This window comes from Aeromonas sanarellii, from assembly GCF_000820085.1.
GTDB lineage: Bacteria > Pseudomonadota > Gammaproteobacteria > Enterobacterales > Aeromonadaceae > Aeromonas > Aeromonas sanarellii.
Window position 1 is genome coordinate 16,633 of the sequence record NZ_CDBN01000073.1, and the last position, 18,031, is coordinate 34,663.

Consider the following 18,031-nt stretch of genomic DNA (forward strand, 5'->3'; position numbering starts at 1 on the left):
CGTGATGAACAAGATCCAGCAATGGGACCTGCGGGTGTGCCGTGTCTGCCTGCTCCATCCCTACAACCGGCCGCAGGCCAGTATCAGCCGGTTCGTCTCCCGTACCGGCGACGGTCCCCTCTATGGGGTACTGGCGGCCCTGCTCTGGTGGCAGGGAGAGAGCGGGCGAGCCGTGGTGCAGACGGCGCTGTGGGCCTTTGCCCTCGAGCTGCCGCTCTACCTGCTGCTCAAGAATGCCCTGAGGCGCCAGCGCCCGGCGGGCCTGCCTGTCTTCATCACTCCCTCCGATCGCTACAGCCTGCCATCCGGTCACACGGCGGCGGCCTTCCTGATGGCGACCGTGCTGGCCGCGGGCTTCCCAGGCTGGGCTCCATGGCTGTTCGTCTGGGCGACGCTGGTGGGCGCCTCCCGCCTGCTGCTCGGGGTGCATTATCTCAGCGATCTGGTGGCCGGCGCCCTGCTCGGCGGCGGTTGCGCCCTCTGGGCGCTCGGCTGGAGCCAGGGATGAGAATACTGTTCGGGGTGCAGGGGACCGGCAACGGCCACATCAGTCGCAGCCGTACGCTGGCCAGGGCGCTGAAAGCCAGGGGGATCGAGGTCGACTACCTGTTCAGCGGCCGTGCCGCCGACGGCTACTTCGAGATGGGGGAATTCGGGGACTATCGCACCTTTCCCGGTATTACCTTCGCCAGCCATCAGGGGCGCATCTCGGGCTGGCGTACCCTCAAGGGTCTCTCGCCCCTGCGTTTCTGGCAGGATCTGCACGCCCTCGACTGCCGCGACTACGATCTCGTCATCAGCGACTTCGAGCCGATCACGGCCCATGCCGCCCGGCGTTGGGGCAAGCCCAGCCTCACCATCAGCCATCAGGCCAGCTTCGACTGGCCCATTCCGCGTTGGGGAGAGAGCCGCTTCAATCACCAGCTGATGCGTCATTTCGCACCGGTGAGCCGGTCACTTGGCCTGCACTGGTTTCACTTCGGCCAGCCCCTGCTGCCGCCCATCATAGATCCTCTGGCGCCGACCCCAGACAACCAGCAGATCCTGGTCTATCTGCCGTTCGAGCAGACCGAGGCCATCGCGGCCCTGCTGTCGCGTTTCAGCCAGCAGCGCTTCGTCTGCTTTCATCCGGCCATTCGCAGTGCCAGCCAGTGGCGCAACATCCGCTTCGAGCCCCAGGCGAGGGAGGGGTTCAAACAGGCGCTGGCGGGTTGCCGCGGCGTCATCAGCAATGCGGGGTTCGAGCTGGCGTCCGAAGCCTTGTCGCTGGGCAAGAAACTGCTGGTCAAACCCCTGGTCGGCCAGTTCGAGCAGTTGACCAACGGCAGGACCCTGGAACTGATGGGGCTGGCCCAGCTGATGGAGGCGCTGGATGCCAATGGGGTGAGAGCCTGGCTGGATGCGCCAGCCCCCGGCAGGGTGTGCTACCCCGATGTGGCGGGTGAGCTGGCGGACTGGCTGGCCGCAGGGGCGGTGGAAGAAACCGAGTCACTTTCCCGCCGGTTGTGGGCCCGCACTCTCTTCCCGGAGGAGGTGTGCGATCGGCTCAGCGAATTGGCGGGCAACCCCCTGGCGCGACCCTGGTTATCCCAACTCAGCGCCTTTGACTAAACTGAGTTGATCCCATCACGGAGAGGACGGACAACATGCGCTTTACCAATGAAAACGGCGACACCATGACCCTGGCGGACAATCTGACGCTGCACGAGCTGATCGACATGGGGGTCAGCATCTCGGTCTGCGAAGAGACGGACCCGGATCAGCAGATCTGGCTGGCGGAGCCCGAAGACGAGCAGTGAAACTGGCCTGTCTTTGACGGCCCACCCCCTGGGGGTGGGCCGTTTATTTTGGTCTCTTCGCAGATTGGTAGCATGATCCTCTGGTTTGTTCCCCATACACCCCTCTTTGTTGCAGGTCGTCTGACCAAGTCACTGAATGTTAATGGCTGTTTGAAATTTCTGACTGTTCTCGCCAGACAAAGCCGTGGACAAGCGTTCACGGGCGGGTTAAGTTGGTTTTTCACCCGCTTTTTGGGTGAATGATGGAAAACCCCTACTTTTCTACTATCGACGGCTCCGAACTCGCCAGATCTGCCTGCAGACAACAACAAGACTCGGATCGGCGCTGCCGGGAAGCAGCGGACTGTCGATAGCTTTCGCTTAACGGAGCAAAGCCTGGAGGGCTTTATCATGGAGATGTTATCAGGCGCCCAGATGGTGGTTAGAGCGCTGGAAGATCAGGGAGTTGAGCACGTATTCGGCTACCCTGGTGGCTCAGTGCTCGACATCTATGACGCTCTCTTCGAAAACGGCAAGATGGAGCACGTCCTGGTGCGGCACGAGCAGGCCGCGGTACACATGGCGGACGGTTACGCCCGCTCCACCGGCAAGGTGGGCACTGTGCTGGTGACCTCGGGTCCCGGCGCCACCAACTGCATCACGGGCATCGCGACCGCCTACATGGACTCCATTCCCCTGGTGATCCTGTCCGGCCAGGTGCCGACCAGCATGATCGGGGAGGATGCGTTCCAGGAGACCGACATGATCGGGATCTCCCGCCCGGTGGTGAAGCACAGCTTCCTGTGCAAGAAAGCCAGCGACATTCCCGAGGCCATCAAGAAGGCCTACTACATCGCCGCCAGTGGCCGCCCGGGGCCCGTGGTGGTGGATCTGCCCAAAGACGTGCAGAATCCGAAAGAGAAGTTCCCCTATCAGTATCCCGAGTCCGTTTCCCTGCGCTCCTACAACCCGACCAAGGCCGGACACAAGGGCCAGATCAAGCGTGCCGCCAAGCTGCTGACCGAGGCGAGCCGTCCGGTGATGTACGTGGGCGGCGGCGCCATCAACGCCAATGCGGATCACCTGGTGACCAAGCTGGCGGAGCAGCTGAACCTGCCGGTGACCACCACCCTGATGGGGCTTGGCGCCTTCCCCGGCACCCACCCGCAGTTCATCGGCATGCTCGGCATGCACGGCACCTTCGAAGCGAACAAGAGCATGCACAACGCAGACCTCATCTTCGCCGTGGGAGCCCGCTTCGACGACCGCGTTACCAACAACGTGGCCAAGTTCTGCCCCAATGCCACCGTGGTGCACATCGACATCGATCCCACCTCCATCTCCAAGACGGTGCAGGCCCACGTGCCCATCGTCGGCTCGGTGGATACCGTGCTGGAGCAGATGCTGGAAGTGATCCGCGAGTGCGGCTTCGACAACGACAAGCAGGTGCTGGCGGACTGGTGGAGCCAGATCGATCAGTGGCGTTCCCGCCATTGCCTGGCCTACGAGACCCATCCCACCCTGATCAAGCCGCAGCAGGTCATCGAGGCGCTCTACAAGGTGACCAAGGGGGAGGCCTTCGTCGCCTCCGACGTGGGGCAGCACCAGATGTTCGCCGCCCTCTACTACCCGTTTGCCAAGCCGCGCCAGTGGATCAACTCAGGCGGTCTCGGCACCATGGGCTTCGGCATCCCGGCCGCCATGGGCGCCCAGTTTGCCAATCCGGATGCGGTGGTCTGCTGCGTTACCGGCGACGGCTCGGTGCAGATGAACATCCAGGAGCTCTCCACCTGCATGCAGTACGGGGTGCCCATCAAGATCATCTCCATCAACAACCGTGCGCTGGGCATGGTCAAGCAGTGGCAGAAGATGTTCTACGGCGGCCGTCACAGCCACTCCTACATGGAATCCCTGCCGGACTTCGTCAAGCTGGCGGAAGCCTATGGTCACGTCGGCATGGCGGTGAGCGATCCCGCCGAGCTGGAGAGCGCCATGGAGAAGGCCTTCGCCATGAAGGACAGGCTGGTGTTCATGGATATCTCGGTTGACCCGGACGAGCACGTCTATCCAATGCAGATAAAGTTCGGCGCCATGGACGAGATGTGGCTGAGCAAGACGGAGAGAACCTGATGAGACACATCATTTCAGTACTGCTGGAGAACGAATCCGGCGCCCTGAGCCGCGTGGTGGGCCTCTTCTCCCAGCGCGGCTACAACATCGAGACCCTGACGGTGGCCCCCACCGAGGATCCCACCCTGTCTCGCATGACCATCGTCACCATGGGGGACGAGCGGGTGCTGGAGCAGATCCAGAAGCAGTTGCACAAGCTGGTGGACGTGCTCAAGGTGTGCGATTTGAGCGAAGGGGAGCACATCGAGCGGGAGATCGCCCTGGTGAAAGCCCGCGCCGCCGGCGGGGCCCGTGATGAGCTGAAACGGCTGGCGGATATCTTCCGCGGCCAGATCGTGGACGTCACCCCCGAGCTCTACACGGTGCAGCTCGTCGGAACCAGCGAGAAGCTGGACGCCTTCATCAAGACCGCCGCCCAGACCAACGAGATCATCGAAGTGGTGCGTTCCGGCGTCTGCGGCATCTCCCGGGCGGACAAGTCACTGCGCCCCTGATCGGGAATCCGGTCCGATAGTATTCCAAAGGGCTCCTCGGAGCCCTTTGTCATGTCTGCCCCGGGCGTATCCTTCGGCCTGGCGAGTCCTCCCTGTTGCCCGAGAGGGGCATGCCTCGGCGTCATGCCCAAGAGGGGGCTGAGCGAATCTGTCATTTTCTTTCAAATGATCGGTAAACTATCCACAAAAGCTGTGGAAAACTCTGTAGATTAGCGGTGTTTCTGGCGTTAGTAGCTTGATCTTAAAGAGGTATTTCAAGTTGATCCCGGCTGGATCGCATTTGCGCAATCCTCTGGCGAGGGTGTGAGTGTTTGCTTATCGTCCGCGCCTTGCGGCAGGGGCTATGGGGATCCGCCCTTGGATCCCGGCGGGATCCTGTCCTGATCTTGCCGATCAACAGATCTTCCACCAGACATAAAAAAACCCGCCTCTCGGCGGGTTTTTCACGGGACAGGCAGAAAAGGCGATTACTCGGCCTGGGCTGCCTGGATACCGGTCAGGGCGATGGTGTAGACGATGTCGTCCACCAGGGCGCCGCGGGAGAGGTCGTTGACCGGCTTGCGCATGCCTTGCAGCATGGGGCCGATGGAGACCAGCTCGGCGGAGCGCTGTACCGCCTTGTAGGTGGTGTTGCCGGTGTTCAGGTCCGGGAACACGAACACGGTGGCCTTGCCGGCAACCGGGGAGTTCGGGGCCTTGGACTTGGCCACGTTCTCCATGATGGCCGCATCGTACTGCAGCGGACCGTCGATGATGAGGTCGGGACGCTTGGCCTTGGCCAGCTCGGTCGCTTCACGCACCTTTTCCACGTCCGCGCCGGCGCCGGAGGTGCCGGTGGAGTAGGAGATCATGGCCACGCGCGGCTCGATGCCGAAGGCGGCAGCGGAGTCGGCGGACTGGATGGCGATCTCGGCCAGCTGCTCGGCAGTGGGATCCGGGTTGATGGCGCAGTCACCGTAGACCAGCACCTGATCCGGCAGCAGCATGAAGAAGATCGAGGAGATCAGGGAAGAACCCGGAGCGGTCTTGATGATCTGCATCGGCGGACGGATGGTGTTGGCGGTGGTGTGTACCGCGCCGGAGACCAGGCCGTCGACCTCGTTGCGCTCCAGCATCATGGTGCCCAGCACCACGTTGTCTTCCAGCTGCTCGCGGGCAACCACTTCGGTCATGCCCTTGTTCTTGCGCAGCTCGACCAGGCGGGCCACATAGCGTTCGCGCACGGCCACCGGATCGATGATCTCGACGCGGTCGGTCAGCACCACGCCCTGCTGTTCGGCGACGCGACGGATCTCTTCCGGGTTGCCCAGCAGCACCGGACGGGCGATGCCGCGCTCGGCACAGATGGCGGCGGCCTTGATGGTGCGCGGCTCTTCCCCTTCCGGCAGCACGACGCGCTTGTTGGCCTGGCGGGCCAGTTCGGTCAGCTGGTAACGGAAGGCCGGCGGGCTCAGGCGACGGGAGCGGGTGGACTTGGCAGTCAGGGACTCGATCCAGTGCTTGTCGATGTGGCCGGCCACGTAGTCCTGCACCAGCTCGATACGCTCGCGGTCATCTTCCGGGATATCGACGTTGAAGTTCTGCAGGCTGACGGCGGTCTGCCAGGTGTTGGTGCCGGTGATCATGATCGGCAGGCCGGTGGCCATGGCCTGCTGGCACAGGGCCATCACCTGGGGTTCCGGATGATAGTTGCCGGTCAGCAGCAGGGCTCCCAGCTTGACGCCGTTCATGGCGGACAGGCAGGCGGAGACGATGACGTCGGAACGGTCGCCGGAGGTGACCAGCAGGCTGCCCGGACGGAAGTGCTCGATCATGTTGTGGATGGAGCGGGCGCAGAAGGTCACGGTCTGCAGGCGGCGGCTGTCCAGCTCGCCCTTGTTGATGATCTTGGCGGCCAGGTGCTTGGCGAGATCCTTGGCGCGGGGGGCGATCAGCTGGGTGTTCCAGGGGATGCAGCCCAGGATGCGCAGCGGGCTCTTGCCGAACACCTGCAACACTTCCAGGTTGTGGCCGGTGTCGGCGCCGTGGTGGTGCGCCTCGAACATCTCGGTCAGATCGGGACGGGTCACGCCGTGCTCGTCAACCGGGGCACCCACCTTGTTGATGACGCAGCCCACGATGCGCGGGTTGCTGACGCCACCGAAGTTGGAGCAGGCCAGCTCGATGCGCTCTTTGAGCTTCTGGCTGGAGTCGTTGCCCGGATGAGTCACGAACACCATGTCGGCGTCCAGCGCCTTGGCGACGTCGTAGTTCAGCTTGTTGGCAAAGGGCTGCTTGTCGGTCGGCACCAGGCCCTCGATCACCACCACTTCGGCACCGCTGCTCTTCACGTGCTCTTCGAAGCGGGCCACGATCTCTTCCAGCAGGATGTCGGTGTTGCTGGAGGTGATCATGTTCTCGGCGTAGGAGAGGGCGAACGGCTCGGGCGGGTTGATGTTGGCGGCGGCGCGGATCACGGCGGTGGAGCGCTCGGTACCGGTTTCACCCGGACGCGGCTGGGCGACCGGTTTGAAGAAGCTGACATTGACACCGTGACGTTCCATGGCGCGAACGACGCCAAGACTCACGGAAGTTACGCCGACACCAGTGCCGACCGGGATGAGCATAATAGTGCGTGCCACTTATTACCCCTTGTTCATTTTTTGGGATCAGGAAAAGGCCGCCCTGGGGCGGCCTTGCTCTACAGCTAATTTATGCGCCGACCAGTTCCAGCGCGTCGTGGGCGATGACCCACTCTTCGTTGGTCGGGATAACCAGGGCCTTGGTGGAACCAGCCTTGGTGATCTCGCCGCCCTTGCCGAAGCGTGCCTTCAGGTTGGCGTCGTGGTCGACGTCAAAGCCCAGCAGGCCCAGCTTGCCCAGGGTGATCTCGCGGATCGGGGCGGAGTTCTCGCCGATGCCACCGGTGAAGACCACGGCATCCAGACGACCGTCCATGGCGGCGGCGTAGGCACCGATGTACTTGGCCAGACGGTAGCAGTACACGTCCATGGCGCGCTTGGCTTCTTCCTTGCTGTCGTAGTTGTCTTCAACGAAACGGCAGTCTGAGGTGACTTCGGTCAGACCCTGCAGGCCGGATTCCTTGGTCAGCATGGTGTTGATCTCGGCGACGCTCATGCCCAGTTTGTCGTGCAGGAAGAAGATGATGGCCGGATCGATGTCACCGGAACGGGTCCCCATCACCAGGCCTTCCAGCGGGGTCAGGCCCATGGAGGTGTCGACGGACTGGCCATTCTTGATGGCGCAGACAGAGCCGCCGTTGCCCAGGTGGCAGTTGATGATGTTCAGCTCGGAAACCGGCTTGTTCAGCTGCTTGGCCGCTTCCAGGCTGATGTAGTAGTGGCTGGTGCCGTGGGCGCCGTAGCGACGGATGCCGTTCTCCTTGTAGAGCTTGTACGGCAGGGCGTACAGGAAGGCTTCTTCCGGCATGGTCTGGTGGAAGGCGGTGTCGAACACGGCCACGTTCTTCTCGGCCAGCTCCGGGAAGACCTTCAGGGCGGCACGGATGCCGATCAGGTGAGCCGGGTTGTGCAGCGGTGCGTAGGGGATGGCGGCTTCAATGCCGGCTATCACGTCGTCGCAGATCCGCACGGAGGAGGTGAAGCGCTCGCCGCCGTGTACCACGCGGTGACCGATGGCGATCAGGTTCTTGGACAATTCAGGGTTGAGCGGCAGGATCTTGTGGACGATGAAGTCCAGCGCTTCCTGGTGAGCGGCACCGGCACCCAGATCGGCGTTGCCTTTCTCACCGTTCAGCTTCCACTTGATGCGGGCATCGTCGAGGTTGAAGCATTCGGCCAGGCCGGACAGCAGATCATCACCGGTGGTTGCGTCAATGACAGCAAACTTCAGGGACGAGCTGCCACAGTTAAGAACAAGAACCAGCTTACTCATGAATAAATCCTATCGCAGATTGGGTTGGGTTGGAGGATGCGCCGGACGCGGTGCGTCCAAAAACAATCAACTTATCCTTATGAGGGTTGGCAATCTGTTGCTTGCCCCTTGTATAGTGATACAAGACCCGAAACTCAGACGTCCCTGACTGGCCGGCGGCGATGCGCCAGCGTAAAAATGGGCGTACAAAGGATAACCTGATTGTTGAAAAATAACAAAGTCATCCTCAACCTTTGTTATTGCTTCTCAAATATTGTCGAGGTTTTGCCGTTAATGCGTTCGAAAAGAGCTCGGAGGTAGCATGAGCATGAACATTTTTGGAACTAAATTACAGCAAGGCCGTCATTATATGACTCTTTGGCCGCGCCGTCCCGAGCTTAATTCCATGTTCCCGGAAAACCGGGTGATCAGGGCGACCGAGTTCGCCCTCAAGGTGATCCCGGCCCTGGCCGTGCTCAGCGTCATGGTGCAGTTCCAGTTCGGCGAACTGCATTACTGGCCCTCCGTCATGGCGTCCGTCCTCTTCCTGCTCAGCCTGCCGCTGCAGGGCTATTACTGGCTCGGCCAGCGCGCCGACACCCGGTTGCCCCCTTCCCTCGCAAACTGGTACCGGGAGATCAACGGCAAGATGAACGAGCAGGGTGGCCAGCGTCAGCTGGTGGCTCGTCCCCGTTACGAGGAGCTGGCCGATACCCTCAACGCCGCCTTCAAGCAGCTGGACAAATCCTTCCTCTACGAGTGACCCTGGTTGCTCATTCGACAAAGGCGCCCCGGGGCGCCTTTTTCATGGTCAGGCCGCCAGCACCTTGCTGATCTCCTGGATGGAGAGCTTGTACTGACGGGGGCACTGGCGCCAGATCGCCAGCATGCGCTGGTACTTGTCGCGCATGGCGATGTCGCTGGAGAGCTCGTCGCAGGGGCAGGGCAGTTCGGGGAAACGCTTGTCCACCTCCAGCAGGAAGCAGACATAGTCCGCTAGCTCCCGCTCCTGACTGCGGCTGTAGCCGTTGAAGGCCAGACGGCTTTCATTCACCTCGGCCCGGGCGCCGGCGTCCAGATTGCCCCAGGAGATGGCCAGCGCGTGGTGCATCTCCAGGGTGTCTATCACCTCCTGGCAGGTGGCGAGATCCAGGTGGCCGAAGCTCTTCTCCAGCTCGAGGATCTGCAGGCAGTAGCCGCGCTCGACTATGGTGCTGGCCCGCTGGTAAAACGCCGCCTTTTCCGGATTGAGTTTGGCCAGGATCTCGTACTGGTTGCTCAGGATCAGGCGTTCGGTGTGGCTCATGTTCATGGGCTTTCTCACTGGAAAATGAAACTGGGGTCACGTTAACCCATATCCAGGATGAATTTTTTGATCTGGCAGGGGAGGTTGGCGAGAAAATGGAGGGGAGACATGCTGGCAAGCCGTCCTGGATGGCCACCCGATGCCGCGCCGAGACGGGCAGGGCCCGCGATGGCGGGCCCTGCTGCAGCGTCGAGGTGACGGCGTTACCCCTTGACGAGGTCGAGCACCACCTGATGGTGATCGCTGGTCTTGAACTTGTCGAAGCGATGGGCCACCTTGCCCTCCTCGTCGATAAGGAAGCTCAGGCGGTGGATGCCGTCATACTCCTTGCCCATGAACTTCTTCGGGCCCCAGACGCCGAACGCATCGGCCACCGCGTGATCCTCATCGGCCAGCAGGCGGAAGTTGAGGCTGTCGCGCTCCTCGAACTTTTTCAGGCGCTTGGCGCTGTCCGGGCTGATGCCGAGCACCACAACGTTCAGAGCCGCCAGTTCGGCGTTGACATCGCGCAGGCCGCAGGCCTGGGTGGTGCAGCCCGGGGTCATCGCCTTGGGGTAGAAGTAGACTAGCACCTTCTTGCCGCGCAAATCGGCGAGGCGCACCTGGTTGCCATCCTGGTCGGAGAGGGAAAAATCTGGGGCCTGGGTACCAGCTTCTAGTGGTGACATGGGGTCTCCAAACGCCATCAGGCGTACTTGTGATTGACGATGAATTCGAAGGACTCTGCGCCCAGCTCGCGACAGAAGCCGGCGAAGGCGGCCTTGGAGCCACTCTCTTCTCCCTGCTTGGAAAGATTCAACTGGAAGTTTGCCTTGAGCAGGTTGAACGGCTGTTGTTCCAGGGTCATGGTCTGCATGGCCTGGATGTCCCAGCCGTGATCGCTGAAGAACTGGGTACACTGGCTTACGATGCCGGGCTGATCCCGGATCAGCACCTCTGCGCTGGCGCTGATGTCATATTGCAGCGACTGGTGGCGCTCGGTGCGCTTCATCATGGTGATGAGATCCCACTCCTGACTGCGCAGGGGGAGGCTGATTTCAAGCTGCATCAGGCTGTTCCAGTCACCGGACAGCAGCATGATGAAGGTGAATTCGTTGCCGAAAATGCCAAGACGGCTGTCGACAATGTTGCAACCGCAGCCACTGACGTGACGGGTCACCTCATTGACGATGCCAGGCCTGTCCGTGCCGATGGCCGTTACGACCAGGTAGTGAGTCATAAATCGTCTCTCGTCCATTATTGCGAATGCGGTGACAGCGGGCGCCGCTGACGGGCATGGCGCCCTGCTTCGGGCCCTGTCCTGCCCTGGTGCATCCATACGTTTTGTGGCGGATGGTAACACGGCTTGTCCCTTGCCTCCCTTGTTTTTCAAAAGGGGCAGCTTTACCATTACGCCCCTGAAAATCGGGAGAATTATCCATGTTACGCGGTAGTATTGTTGCGCTCGTTACCCCCATGCTGGCCTCGGGTGACATCGATTGGAGCAGTCTGGCTGAGCTGGTCGAGTATCATGTGGATGCCGGCACCAGCGCCATCGTCGCGGTGGGCACCACGGGGGAGTCGGTCACCCTGAGCGAGCAGGAACATATCGCCGTCGTCGAAAAAACGGTGGAATATGCCGCAGGGCGCATCCCGGTCATCGCGGGGTGCGGCTCCAACAACACGGCGCATGCCATCGCCCTCTCCAGGCGTCTCGCCAGCACCGGCGTGGTGGCGGGTCTCTCGGTCACCCCCTATTACAACAAACCCACCCAGGAAGGCCTCTATCGTCACTATTGTGCGATCGCCGAGGCTAGTGGTCTGCCTCAAATTCTCTATAATGTGCCCGGTCGCACCTGCTGTGACCTCAAACCGGAGACGGTGGCCCGTCTGGCCAAGGTGCCCGGCATTATCGGTTTGAAAGAGGCAACCGGCGATCTCGGCCGCACCCCGCTGCTGCGCGAGCTGTGCGGGCCGGATTTTGCGCTTTATAGTGGCGATGACGCCAGCGGATGTGATTTCATGCTGCAAGGGGGTGATGGTGTCATTTCGGTCACCACCAATATTGCGGCGCCCCAGATGGCCGACATGTGTCGTGCTGCGCTGGCCGGAGATGCCGGACGGGCGCATGACATCAACAATCGATTGATGCCGTTGCATCAGACTCTGTTCTGTGAACCGAGTCCCATCCCGGTGAAGTGGGCCTGTGCCCGGCTGGGACTGATGGCGACGGCGACCTTGCGCCTGCCCCTGACCGACCTCACCCCAGAGGGAGAGCAGGCGATGGCGCGAGCACTGACGACTGCGGAGTTGATGGCGAGTGTTTAAAGCAAATGGAAAGGGAAATGCAGGGCGCCTGGTGCTGAGTGTCGCGACGGTTGCCGTGCTGGCAGCCTGCAGCTCACCCCAGGACCGCAAGATGGCCAACCGTGGCTTCGAGTATGAAGAGAGCCGCCTCGAAGGCCGTGCCTTCCTTGTGCCCGCCGGGTTGAGTACCCCCGCCTTTAACAACGGTTTCGACATTCCGGCCCTGCCAGAGAGCAGCCGTGAGGGCGCCATCGGCGCCAAGGTGGATGTGCGTCCGCCCGCCCAGCTGCTGACCGTGGTCCCGGGCAGCCAGGTGGTGGCCAACGCCGAGGAGCCGACCATCGCCTTCTATGCCCTGAGCACCAGCCAGAGCGTGGAGCGCGACACCTGGGCCTTCCTGATGAACTTCCTGGCCGAGCACAAGGTGACCACAGAGAAGCTGGATCAGCAGGCCGGGGTATTGCAGACCGGCTGGTTTGACAACACCGCAGTGCTCGATGGCTGGGCGGAAGAAGACGATGACTTCAAGATCCGTCAGCGTTACCAGTTCGTCTTGAAGAATGATGTGCAGCGCCACGCCACCATGATGTCGGTCCGGGTGCTGGAGCACGAAGAGACCATCGACGGCGAGACCAGCACGGCGCTGACGCCGGCCGATGCCCAGCGCTACGCGACCCGTGCCCTGAACCAGTTCTCCCTCTATTACGACAAGCAGCTCAAGGCCCGCGAGCAGCACAAGTCCAGCGATGGCATGGGGCTGGAACTGGGGCTGGACAACAACGAGCTGAGCGCCTGGATTGCCGAGGGGTCGTTTGACCAGGTCTGGCGCCGCCTCAACCAGGTGCTGCCGGCCTATGGCTTCACCATCAAGGACACCCAGCAGTCCCTGGGCTGGATCGACGTGGAGTACGACGAGCCGGATGCCGAATTCTGGAAGGCCAAGGGGGCCGAGCCGTTCAAGCTGGAGGAAGAGCAGTACCGCTTCCAGCTCGGCGAGATGGCGGGAGGCAAGACCTCCATCACCCTGTTTGACAAGGACAAAAAGCCTGTCTCATCCGGCGTCATCTCCCAGATGTACATCAGTCTGTCCGAGGCATTCGCCAAGGGTCTGGCTGACCAAGCTGCAAAAACAGAATAGAAACAGGGGCCTCGTGCCCCTGTTTTGTTATGCCCGACCTGCTGCTGCCCCTGTCGGCCCGGCAGCACGGGTGTCTGGCGAGCTGAATCCCCACAGACAGGGGCCTGTGCGCCTGTCCAACTAGTCCACAACAGGAAGTGTTATTAGCCATGAGTCTTGCAGATCAAGTATTGGCGGTGAACGACGATTTGCCGATCCGTACCGATAAACCTGTCCATTCCGGCAAAGTGCGCAGCGTCTACTGGTTGACCCCGGCAGACAGTGCCCGGCTCATCAGAGAGAAAGGCTATGATGTGCCGGCCGACACGCCGCTCGCCCTCATGGTGATCAGTGATCGCATCTCGGCCTTCGACTGCATCTGGCAAGGGGTGGACGGCCTGAACGGCGTCCCCGGCAAGGGGGCGGCGCTCAACGCCATCTCCAGCCACTGGTTCAAGTTGTTCAAGGAGAAGGGGCTGGCGGACAGCCACATCCTGGACATCCCGCACCCCTTCGTCTGGATAGTGCAAAAAGCCCGTCCCGTGATGATCGAGGCCATCGCCCGTCAATACATCACCGGCTCCATGTGGCGTGCCTACAAGGACGGCGAGCGCGAGTTCTGCGGCATCACCTTGCCGGAAGGGCTGAAGAAGGATCAGAAGCTGCCCGAGATCCTCATCACCCCGTCCACCAAGGGGATCCTCAAGGGGCTGGACGGCGTGCCGGAGGCGGATGACGTCAATGTCTCCCGCGCCGACATCGCGCGCCACCATCAGGCCTTCGGCTTCCGCTCCGCGGCGGACATCGACCGCTACGAGACGCTGCTCAAGGAAGGCTTCAACGTCATCAGCGAGGCGCTGGCCGCGCTGGATCAGGTCTTCGTCGACACCAAGTTCGAGTTCGGTTACGTGACCGATGCCGCCGGCCGCGAGAAGCTCATCTACATGGATGAGGTCGGCACCCCCGACAGCTCCCGCATCTGGGACGGTGCCGCCCTGCGCCGTGGCGAGATCGTCGAGAAGTCCAAAGAGGGCTTCCGCCAGTGGCTGCTGAACCACTTCCCGGATCCGGACATCCTGCTCAACAAGAACCGCATGCCGGAACGTTTCGCCCTGGCCCGGGACAACAAGCTGCCCACCGAGGTGATGATGGACATCTCCCACACCTATGTGGGGATCGCCGAGAAGATCATCGGCCAGCCGCTGGTACGCAGCGCCAACCCGAAGCAGGAGATCATCGAGGTGCTGCGCGAGCAGTACGGCCTGATCGACTGAGGCTGACCGCCTTTTTTTGCCGCCCAGGAACAAACGTTTGCCGGCGGTGAAAACCGCAGACCGACAAAGACGCGGGCCCCATGACGGGGCCCGCTTTTTATTGCTCTGTCTGCCGGGCTCAGCCGTTGACCCTGAATACCTGGCCGGTCTGCACCCCCAGCACCGACTTCCTGTAGGCCTGCGCCACCCGGGCGGCGGGTACCGGCACGAAGCCCGGGAAGAAGTCGGCGTACTTGTCCATGGACTCTGTCAGCACGGTGGGGCTCACCACGTTGATGCGAAGTCCTCTGGGCAGCTCGCAGGCGGCCGCCTTCACGAAGTGCTCGATGGCGCCGTTGATGGTGCTGGCGCTCACTCCCCAGTTGATGGGCTCCTCGCTCAGGATGCCGCTGATGAGGGTGATGGAACCCCGATCGCTCAGGTGGGGGATGGCGGCCCGGGTCAGGTTGATCTGGCCCATCAGCTTGCTCTGGAGCCCCAGCTGCCACTGCTCGTCGCTCATCTCGGTCAGGGCGTTGAAGGCGACGCTGCCGCTGGCGACCACCAGGGCGTCGAAGGGCCCGATCTGGGCGAACAGCGCCTCGATGGAGGCCTTGTCCCGCATGTCGACCCTGGCGTCCCCCCGGCTATGGCCGACCCGGATCACCTGGTGGTCCTGGGCGAGCAGGTCGCTGACGGCGGAACCTATGGTGCCGGAGGCACCCACGATCACGATTTTCATCTTGGTCACTCCTGTTTGGGATATTGATGATTCTAGTCGTCTCCGAGAGGAGAAAAAGCGCTTATGATGAACCCATTGTTTCCGTTTTGGAGCTAATGAATGGACATCGCCCATCTGGCCAGTTTCTACGAGGTGGTGCTGCGGGGCAGTTTCTCCGCCGCCGCCGATGCCCTGGGGGTGAGCAAGGGGATGCTGAGCCGCCACGTCGGCGCCCTGGAGTCGTCCCTCAACGCCCAGCTGCTGCAGCGCACGACCCGCCGCCTCAGCTTGACCGAGGCGGGCAAGACCCTCTATCAGCAGGCGGGGGAGATCTTCGCCCTGGCCCGTCAGGCGGAGCAGGACATCCAGGCCCTGACCGAGGAGGACAGCGGCCGGCTGAGGTTCACCTGCCCGGTCAGCACGGGGGACCGCATGGTGAGCGAGCTGATCGCCCGCTTTGCCGAGCTCTGTCCCGGTGTCCAGGTGGAGCTCAACTTCACCAATGCCACGATCGACATGAGCCAGGGGGAGCACGACATCGCCCTGCGGGCCATGAGCCAGATCCCCGACAACCTGGTGGCGCTGCCCCTCGGGCGATTGAAGGACGTGGTGGTGGCCAGCCCAACCCTGCTGGCCCGGGAGGGGAGCCCCGCCACCCCCTATGAGCTGGGGGGGCGCCCCTGCCTGCTGCAGGGCCACAACCCGGCCTGGGAACAGTGGCACTTTCGCAGGGGAGAGGAGGAGGCGCACATCCTGGTGCAGGGCAGGGTGCGGGCCAATCACTACAGCACAGTGCTGCAGCTGGCCCGGGCTGGCATGGGCTTTGCCAAGTGCCCGCTGATGCTGGTGGAGGCCAGCCTGGCCAGGGGAGAGCTGGTGGCCGTGCTGGACGAGTGGCAAACGGGGCTGCATCCGCTGCACGTGCTGCACGCCCAGCAGCGGCGGGTGCCGCGCAAGATCCGGCTGTTCAAGCAGGTGCTGGCCCAGTGGTTCGCCGAGCGGCCCCATTATCTGCTGCGGTGAGTCAGAGTCCCGTTATTTTTCTGTCATCTGGGGCTGCTACCCTGCCCCATCATCGCGAACGCAAGAGAGGCAGGGAATGAAGGGTCATCAGGGTTGGGTCGGAGTCATGTCGTTGTGTGCCGGCTTGTTGTGTGCCGGCTCGGTGCAGGCCGAGGTCAGGGTCGAGGTGCCCCGGGATTTCCAGATCCTGGCGGTGAGCGCCGGCAAGGTGCAGGACGAGCAGCACGCCCTGCTGGCGGACGGGGAGCAGCAACTGCTGGTGCGTTATGAGGGGGTGATCCCGAGCCGCAGCAGCAGCGACAACGATCGCCTGGTTCGCTCCGAGCCCCAGGTGATCCGCTATGAGGCTCGCGGGCAGTCGATCCGGCTGCAGGCCGCCGTACCCACCGATGAGGCAGGCATGGAGCGTTATGCCAAGGCGCCCACCCTGAGCCTGCTGGCGGGAGGGCAGCCCCTCGAGGTGCGGCAGGAGCCGCTGGTGGTGCAGGGGATGCAGATCGGCATGGACTGGCATGCCAGGCTGGCGGAATACAACCGTGGCGCCGGACAGGCGGTGCTGGCGGCCGGTGCGGTGGCGGCCACGGCTGCGGCGACGCCGGCTCAGGCCCTTCCCGCCAGCGAGCTGGAGGGGCAGTTGCAGCAACTCTTCCTGAAGGCGGACCCCGAACTTCGCAAGCGCTTCATCGGCTGGGCCGTGCCCCGTCTTTAAGTTTGTCCCTGGTTGCAGTAACGTGGGCACTCTCATCCCCCGAGTGCCCAAGTTGACCAGCGAGGCCCCCATGTTCGAATTGCATCCCCGCCTGCAGGCGGATACCCGGATTCTCGGGGATCTGCCCCTGTGCCGCGTCCTGCTTGCCAAAGACAGCCAGTATCCCTGGCTCATCCTGGTGCCCAGGGTCGCCAACCTGCGGGAGATCCACCACCTGCTCCCCGAACAGCAGCAACAGCTGATGCAGGAGTCCTGCGCCGTCGCCACCCTGATGGAGCAGGTGCTGCGCCCGGACAAGATCAACGTGGCCGCGCTCGGCAACCTGGTGCCCCAGCTGCATCTGCATCACGTGGCCCGTTTCAGCTCCGATGCCGCCTGGCCCGGCCCCATCTGGGGAGCCTGCCCCGCCATTCCCCATGAGGCGCAAGCATTGCAAGCGGCGGCCGATAACTGGCGTGCCCGCTTGGCCACCCTGGATGGATTCCAGCCCTGGCTGACTGATAATCCAGTCAAGTGAGAGGTGGCTCGCGCTTTGCGCACAGGGATAGCGCAATCTGTTAGCGTCTCGCGCCCGTGCGTGATGACATGGGCGCTGAGACAGACCCGTCTATTTTTTCGATCAGCAGGAAGGTTCCATGATAGTGACAAGATCCGAGGATGATGCCGTATTGACCACAGAGGATGTGCTGCTGAGCCTGTGCAATTCGGTGACGAGCGTATTGAGTGCGGCGACCCAGACCCAGGTGCGCTTCTCCGGCATGGTGCAACGGATCAGCAAGACCTGCCTCAAGCCGGACATCGGCTGCTTCGTGCTGTTTGACGGCGGCTTCTCCGGGCTGGTGGTGATCAACTTCTCCGCCGCCGCGGCCATGGAGCTCTACGAGCGCTACATGCTGAGCATGGGGCTCTCCAAGGAGGATCTCGCCATCTCCCACACCTCGGACGAGGTGAGCAACGTCATGGGCGAGCTGATGAACCAGATCGTCGGCAGCTTCACCACCAAGGTGGGGCGCGAGTTGCAGACCCACATCACCCAGAACCAGCCCAAGATGCTGGCCCTGAACAAGCAGGTGATGCTGAGCGTCGATACCAACCTGGACAACCCCGAGACCCGCAGGGTCACCTTCTTCACCGCCAGCAACAACATCTTCTATCTGGAGCTGGCCATGGACAAGACGGAGTTCATCCGGATTCATGATGGCGGCGTGCAGGAGGAGGTGGATCCGGACGAGCTGATCGCCCAGGCCAAGCTGGCAGCCAAGCCGGCCCAGGCCATCGCCCCGGCGAGCAACGAGCACGACGATCTGCTGGACTCCCTCGGCATCTGATGGCGACGGGCAC

General features: G+C 62.5%; 19 protein-coding genes. 13 read left to right on the forward strand and 6 right to left on the reverse strand.

All coding sequences use genetic code 11. From position 1 onward, the window contains the following. The first annotated feature begins 4 nt into the window (after positions 1-4). From BN1132_RS13810 to ilvN, 5 genes are all read left to right on the forward strand, one after another. Entirely contained in the window at positions 5-508 is a 504-nt protein-coding gene (locus tag BN1132_RS13810; protein ID WP_042078280.1) for a phosphatase PAP2 family protein, read from the forward strand. Further along, positions 505-1,611, forward strand: coding sequence for an MJ1255/VC2487 family glycosyltransferase (locus tag BN1132_RS13815; RefSeq protein WP_042078281.1), 1,107 nt, complete (start codon positions 505-507; stop codon positions 1,609-1,611). The genes BN1132_RS13810 and BN1132_RS13815 overlap by 4 nt, the downstream gene beginning before the upstream one ends. A 35-nt stretch (positions 1,612-1,646) precedes the next feature. Further along, positions 1,647-1,799, forward strand: coding sequence for a hypothetical protein (locus BN1132_RS19700; RefSeq protein ID WP_084202933.1), 153 nt, complete (start codon positions 1,647-1,649; stop codon positions 1,797-1,799). A gap of 390 nt (positions 1,800-2,189) precedes the next feature. Beyond that, positions 2,190-3,908 (forward strand): acetolactate synthase 3 large subunit, encoded by a 1,719-nt coding sequence (locus BN1132_RS13820; protein WP_042078282.1) that lies wholly within the window; start codon positions 2,190-2,192, stop codon positions 3,906-3,908. After that, complete coding sequence (gene ilvN / locus BN1132_RS13825; protein ID WP_010673160.1) at positions 3,908-4,402, forward strand: acetolactate synthase small subunit; 495 nt, start codon at positions 3,908-3,910, stop codon at positions 4,400-4,402. The genes BN1132_RS13820 and ilvN overlap by 1 nt, the downstream gene beginning before the upstream one ends. A 467-nt stretch (positions 4,403-4,869) precedes the next feature. On the opposite strand, the gene pta is transcribed toward ilvN, so the two are convergent. Next, entirely contained in the window at positions 4,870-7,023 is a 2,154-nt protein-coding gene (gene pta / locus BN1132_RS13830; RefSeq protein ID WP_042078283.1) for a phosphate acetyltransferase, read from the reverse strand. 70 nt (positions 7,024-7,093) lie between these two features. Then, complete coding sequence (locus BN1132_RS13835; RefSeq protein ID WP_042078285.1) at positions 7,094-8,296, reverse strand: acetate kinase; 1,203 nt, start codon at positions 8,294-8,296, stop codon at positions 7,094-7,096. A gap of 301 nt (positions 8,297-8,597) precedes the next feature. Between BN1132_RS13835 and yfbV the strand changes: the two genes are divergently transcribed. Further along, on the forward strand, positions 8,598-9,038 hold the full coding sequence (gene yfbV / locus BN1132_RS13840) for a terminus macrodomain insulation protein YfbV (RefSeq protein WP_042078286.1): 441 nt from the start codon (positions 8,598-8,600) through the stop codon (positions 9,036-9,038). Between the two features lie 48 nt (positions 9,039-9,086). Here the strand turns inward: yfbV and BN1132_RS13845 are convergent, their stop codons facing one another. From BN1132_RS13845 to BN1132_RS13855, 3 genes are all read right to left on the reverse strand, one after another. Next, a complete protein-coding gene (locus BN1132_RS13845; RefSeq protein WP_042078288.1) occupies positions 9,087-9,587 on the reverse strand; it encodes a YfbU family protein in 501 nt (166 codons plus the stop codon). Positions 9,588-9,784: 197 nt separating this feature from the next. Then, positions 9,785-10,249 (reverse strand): thioredoxin-dependent thiol peroxidase, encoded by a 465-nt coding sequence (bcp, locus tag BN1132_RS13850; protein ID WP_042078289.1) that lies wholly within the window; start codon positions 10,247-10,249, stop codon positions 9,785-9,787. 17 nt (positions 10,250-10,266) lie between these two features. Further along, on the reverse strand, positions 10,267-10,800 hold the full coding sequence (locus BN1132_RS13855) for a glycine cleavage system transcriptional repressor (protein ID WP_042078290.1): 534 nt from the start codon (positions 10,798-10,800) through the stop codon (positions 10,267-10,269). Positions 10,801-11,000: 200 nt separating this feature from the next. On the opposite strand from BN1132_RS13855, the gene dapA reads away from it, so the two are divergent. The 3 genes from dapA to BN1132_RS13870 all read left to right on the forward strand — a co-directional run bounded on the left by dapA (position 11,001) and on the right by BN1132_RS13870 (position 14,258). Continuing rightward, complete coding sequence (gene dapA, locus BN1132_RS13860) at positions 11,001-11,888, forward strand: 4-hydroxy-tetrahydrodipicolinate synthase (RefSeq protein ID WP_042078292.1); 888 nt, start codon at positions 11,001-11,003, stop codon at positions 11,886-11,888. Continuing rightward, positions 11,881-13,005 (forward strand): outer membrane protein assembly factor BamC, encoded by a 1,125-nt coding sequence (bamC, locus tag BN1132_RS13865; protein WP_042078293.1) that lies wholly within the window; start codon positions 11,881-11,883, stop codon positions 13,003-13,005. Before dapA ends, bamC begins: the two co-directional genes overlap by 8 nt. Before the next feature lie 149 nt (positions 13,006-13,154). Continuing rightward, entirely contained in the window at positions 13,155-14,258 is a 1,104-nt protein-coding gene (locus BN1132_RS13870; RefSeq protein ID WP_042078295.1) for a phosphoribosylaminoimidazolesuccinocarboxamide synthase, read from the forward strand. 118 nt (positions 14,259-14,376) lie between these two features. On the opposite strand, the gene BN1132_RS13875 is transcribed toward BN1132_RS13870, so the two are convergent. Then, complete coding sequence (locus BN1132_RS13875) at positions 14,377-14,979, reverse strand: short chain dehydrogenase (RefSeq protein ID WP_042078297.1); 603 nt, start codon at positions 14,977-14,979, stop codon at positions 14,377-14,379. A 99-nt stretch (positions 14,980-15,078) separates the two neighbouring features. Here BN1132_RS13875 and BN1132_RS13880 point away from each other — a divergent pair, with 99 nt between their 5' ends. From BN1132_RS13880 to BN1132_RS13895, 4 genes are all read left to right on the forward strand, one after another. After that, on the forward strand, positions 15,079-15,981 hold the full coding sequence (locus BN1132_RS13880; protein WP_042078298.1) for a LysR family transcriptional regulator: 903 nt from the start codon (positions 15,079-15,081) through the stop codon (positions 15,979-15,981). Positions 15,982-16,057: 76 nt separating this feature from the next. Continuing rightward, positions 16,058-16,690, forward strand: coding sequence for a DUF2057 domain-containing protein (locus BN1132_RS13885; RefSeq protein ID WP_042078299.1), 633 nt, complete (start codon positions 16,058-16,060; stop codon positions 16,688-16,690). A 70-nt stretch (positions 16,691-16,760) separates the two neighbouring features. Beyond that, the gene (locus tag BN1132_RS13890; RefSeq protein WP_042078340.1) at positions 16,761-17,207 is read left to right on the forward strand and encodes an HIT domain-containing protein; all 447 of its coding nucleotides are present in this window, start codon (positions 16,761-16,763) and stop codon (positions 17,205-17,207) included. Between the two features lie 118 nt (positions 17,208-17,325). After that, complete coding sequence (locus BN1132_RS13895) at positions 17,326-18,018, forward strand: DUF3334 family protein (RefSeq protein WP_042078301.1); 693 nt, start codon at positions 17,326-17,328, stop codon at positions 18,016-18,018. Positions 18,019-18,031: the final 13 nt, after the last annotated feature.

Coding starts and splice junctions, on each gene's coding strand:
- BN1132_RS13835 (WP_042078285.1), bottom strand. CDS start 8,296: ATGAGTAAGCTGGTTCTTGTTCTTAACTGTGGCAGCTCGTCCCTGAAG.
- BN1132_RS13820 (WP_042078282.1), top strand. CDS start 2,190: ATGGAGATGTTATCAGGCGCCCAGATGGTGGTTAGAGCGCTGGAAGAT.
- BN1132_RS19700 (WP_084202933.1), top strand. CDS start 1,647: ATGCGCTTTACCAATGAAAACGGCGACACCATGACCCTGGCGGACAAT.
- BN1132_RS13890 (WP_042078340.1), top strand. CDS start 16,761: ATGTTCGAATTGCATCCCCGCCTGCAGGCGGATACCCGGATTCTCGGG.
- dapA (WP_042078292.1), top strand. CDS start 11,001: ATGTTACGCGGTAGTATTGTTGCGCTCGTTACCCCCATGCTGGCCTCG.
- yfbV (WP_042078286.1), top strand. CDS start 8,598: ATGAGCATGAACATTTTTGGAACTAAATTACAGCAAGGCCGTCATTAT.
- bcp (WP_042078289.1), bottom strand. CDS start 10,249: ATGTCACCACTAGAAGCTGGTACCCAGGCCCCAGATTTTTCCCTCTCC.
- BN1132_RS13870 (WP_042078295.1), top strand. CDS start 13,155: ATGAGTCTTGCAGATCAAGTATTGGCGGTGAACGACGATTTGCCGATC.
- BN1132_RS13895 (WP_042078301.1), top strand. CDS start 17,326: ATGATAGTGACAAGATCCGAGGATGATGCCGTATTGACCACAGAGGAT.
- BN1132_RS13810 (WP_042078280.1), top strand. CDS start 5: ATGAACAAGATCCAGCAATGGGACCTGCGGGTGTGCCGTGTCTGCCTG.
- ilvN (WP_010673160.1), top strand. CDS start 3,908: ATGAGACACATCATTTCAGTACTGCTGGAGAACGAATCCGGCGCCCTG.
- BN1132_RS13880 (WP_042078298.1), top strand. CDS start 15,079: ATGGACATCGCCCATCTGGCCAGTTTCTACGAGGTGGTGCTGCGGGGC.
- BN1132_RS13875 (WP_042078297.1), bottom strand. CDS start 14,979: ATGAAAATCGTGATCGTGGGTGCCTCCGGCACCATAGGTTCCGCCGTC.
- BN1132_RS13845 (WP_042078288.1), bottom strand. CDS start 9,587: ATGAACATGAGCCACACCGAACGCCTGATCCTGAGCAACCAGTACGAG.
- BN1132_RS13855 (WP_042078290.1), bottom strand. CDS start 10,800: ATGACTCACTACCTGGTCGTAACGGCCATCGGCACGGACAGGCCTGGC.
- BN1132_RS13885 (WP_042078299.1), top strand. CDS start 16,058: ATGAAGGGTCATCAGGGTTGGGTCGGAGTCATGTCGTTGTGTGCCGGC.
- BN1132_RS13815 (WP_042078281.1), top strand. CDS start 505: ATGAGAATACTGTTCGGGGTGCAGGGGACCGGCAACGGCCACATCAGT.